The following is a 2,948-nucleotide window of genomic DNA, read 5'->3' as shown; positions in this document are numbered from 1 at the left end:
CCATGATTGCCTCTGGACGGGGTGGGCAGCCAGGCAAATAGACATCTACGGGAATCAGCTTGTCCACACCACGCACAGCGGAATAAGAATCAGAGCTAAACATGCCCCCTGTGATCGTGCAGGCACCCATGGCAATCACGTATTTGGGGTTGGGCATTTGCTCGTAAAGGCGTACCAAAGCCGGTGCCATCTTCATCGTGATTGTGCCGGAGGTGATGATCAAATCTGCCTGACGGGGGCTGTTGCGGGGCACCAAGCCAAAGCGATCAAAATCGAAGCGCGAGCCAATCATGGCAGCAAACTCAATGAAGCAGCAGGCAGTGCCATACATGAGCGGCCAGAGGCTCGATAGCCGTGCCCAGTCATAGACATCATTGAGGGATGTGAGGATGATATTTTCAGCAAGTTCTTGGGGAACTTCAGGACGGGCAATCGGATTGAGAATAGCAGGCGAGGTCGTATTGGTCATAGGGTTCCCTCAAGGGACATCGGCCAAATGTAAAAACACTTAAGATTATAGGGGTTTGCCCCAACGGATGCACCCAATCCGCTCCAGCAAGCAATAAAAAAACTTGACATCAAGGATAAATTATTTTTGACTGCCCACCTGTAGCCCCGGTGGTAATTCCAAGGTATCGCCAATGGTCGTGCCATCCCAGTAGGCCGCAAGAAGAACATCACAGGTCTTACCCCAGGCGATCGCCCCCTGATGATCCCAAGCCAATGGCGCCAAAATCCCGTTGCCGACTGGCGGCTTCCCGGAAGGATTTTTCAAAGGCCGCCCCGAGGGACAGGCCATCGGTTACTCGCACCACAATCCGCGTGGCCAGCGCCTCATCGAGAATGTCTTCACCAATGCCTGTACAACTGACCGCTGCTAAGCTGTTGGCATAGTTTCCAGCTGGGGTTGCGGAGTCACTCACCCGCCCAATACGCTCAAAACCCTTGCCGCCAGTGGAAGTCCCCACAGCCAAGTGTCCCTGCTGATCTAAAACCACGACACCAATCGTGCCCCGTCCTGCCTCTTCGGCCACCACCCTCGCCATTGATTTTGAGAAATTCCCCTTGCGTTCCTCCAGCCATTCGTAGAGTCGCTGATCCGTTAGGGGTTGATACACAGGAAGCTGCAATTCACGAGCCAATTCTGCTGCCCCCACATCGGACAGAACGCGATCGGGGCACTGTTGTAGCCAGTGGGCAAGATCAATGGGATTTTTTACTCGCGAGACGTTGATGACACCACTAAGGCGCTGCCGCTGCCCATCCATTAAAGAGGCGCTCATGCGAATCTGCCCATCGGACTGCAGCACCGAGCCTGTGCCGGCATTGAAGCGCGGTTCATCTTCTAGGAGCCGACACCCCAAAACCACTGCCTCAATCGCCGTTGCTCCTTCTTTGAGGGCCTGAACTACTTGGGTGACAATGCCATGGAGGGATTGGCGGACAGGAATGAGACCACCTTTATCTTGGAGCGACCTGCCGGCGCCGCCATGGAGAATAACAGTGGGTCGGGGCATCCTCAATCCTAAAAATTAAGCCTAGAAATTAAAAGTGTTCTAGCTCCAAGATAGCCTGTGGCCATGGCCTAAATCTACCGCCTTAAGCAACCACAGCGGTTGGCAGAACTTCCTTCTCGGTTTCGGCGGCGGCTGTACCCTCAGCATCCAGGAGGGTTTGCAGTTCTTGGATGGCTTGCTGAGTCGTTTCTACTTGACTGAGGAGCGATCGCGCGATTTTTTCGCCAGAGGCGGTGGACTGCACCACTTCGCGGATGTGATGGCGAAAATGATTGGCCATTTCCTCCACCTGCTGGTTGGCAACAACCACTTGGTTGGCCAGTTTGTTAATTGCCTCAGTAATAAAATCAAAGCCCACCGTCCGCTGGCCGCTGCGACTGGCAATCAACCCCGCTTGCACCGCAAGGTGCTTCACCTGACGGGTAATCTCGGCAATTTGATGGGTGGCTTGGTCAATAATTTCCACGTCCCGCTTCAGCCTTTCACTGAGACGATAGACCTCCGCGGTGTGGCGGGTAATTTGGTTAACCCCTGTGAAGGTTTCCTGAAAGGCCTTTTGGCCGCGCTCTGAGAGCACTTGGCTGATGGAAATAAACCGTTGGTTCAGTTGAGCAATCCGCTCTGCTTGCTCACGGACAGAGCGCTCCTGCTGCTCTAGGGCTTCATTCATCTGTTGAGTGCGGGTGAGCTCGCTTTCAAGGCGCTTGGCGTAGTCCTGGTTGCGCTCTTTTTCCACTCTTAGGCTCTCAAGGATTTGCTGGGTGTGGAGGTGCTGCTGCTGAATAAAAAGATTTTTCCTACTCAGGACTTGAGCCTGGGCAATTAGGACGACCCGCATATCCACCAAGACCAGTTGCTTGCCCGTGCGCACGACAATGGGTTCATAGACAAAGGCAGGGGGGCGATTCAAGGCCTGCTCCACAGCTTCTTCAACGGGGGTGCGTGCCATCAAGACAAGCGGAGGAACTTTGGGATTGGCAATTTCCGGCATTAACTTAATGGGGCGCGGCAAGTATAGATCCCGGCCAAATTGCTGACTCATGCGCTCAAAAAACTTGACCTTGGAGATCATGCCGATGACGCGATCGCCCACCACCACCAAGACCCCTGGTAGCTCAGGATCACGTTGAAATTGCTCAGCCACCTCTTCGGCAATGGTCTCGGGGGAAACCTGATAGGAAAAATAGGGCAGGTCTGCTAAGGTGGTGGCGGCGGCAAGGTGAACTTTGGATGTGCCCTTTAGTGTCTCATTCATTTGCGTATCCCCCCGGAATGAGCATCGAATTGAATTGCTTGAAAGCGGCAACTGTACTTACACTTGATGCCACCTGTCTAAATTATGTCGAATTCAGCATAGGAGAACATTATTTTTCGGTTATCTTTTGGTTAAGCTTTTCCCTAATGGATTTGAAAAATGCCTTAGGTTTGAAT

The 2,948-nt window shown here is 53.1% G+C and carries 2 protein-coding genes and 1 pseudogene; all 3 read right to left on the bottom strand.

Features of this window, described 5'->3' with window-relative positions:
• Positions 1 to 469, bottom strand: a 469-nt coding sequence (gene ndhK, locus H8Q75_RS06275; protein WP_297040926.1) for a photosynthetic/respiratory NAD(P)H-quinone oxidoreductase subunit K, incomplete at its 3' end; no start/stop codon positions are given.
• 120 nt (positions 470 to 589) lie between these two features.
• A pseudogene (locus H8Q75_RS06270) lies at positions 590 to 1,517 on the bottom strand (isoaspartyl peptidase/L-asparaginase).
• 82 nt (positions 1,518 to 1,599) lie between these two features.
• Complete coding sequence (locus tag H8Q75_RS06265) at positions 1,600 to 2,772, bottom strand: hypothetical protein (protein WP_297040925.1); 1,173 nt, start codon at positions 2,770 to 2,772, stop codon at positions 1,600 to 1,602.
• Positions 2,773 to 2,948 lie beyond the last annotated feature (176 nt).

Source organism: Thermosynechococcus sp. OHK43, from assembly GCF_014466085.1.
GTDB lineage: Bacteria > Cyanobacteriota > Cyanobacteriia > Thermosynechococcales > Thermosynechococcaceae > Thermosynechococcus.
Note: the sequence above shows the minus strand (reverse complement) of the source record. Positions and strands in the feature narration are given on the sequence as shown.

Excerpts from the sequence above, each read along its gene's own strand:
- H8Q75_RS06265 (WP_297040925.1), bottom strand. The coding sequence starts at position 2,772 with ATGAATGAGACACTAAAGGGCACATCCAAAGTTCACCTTGCCGCCGCC.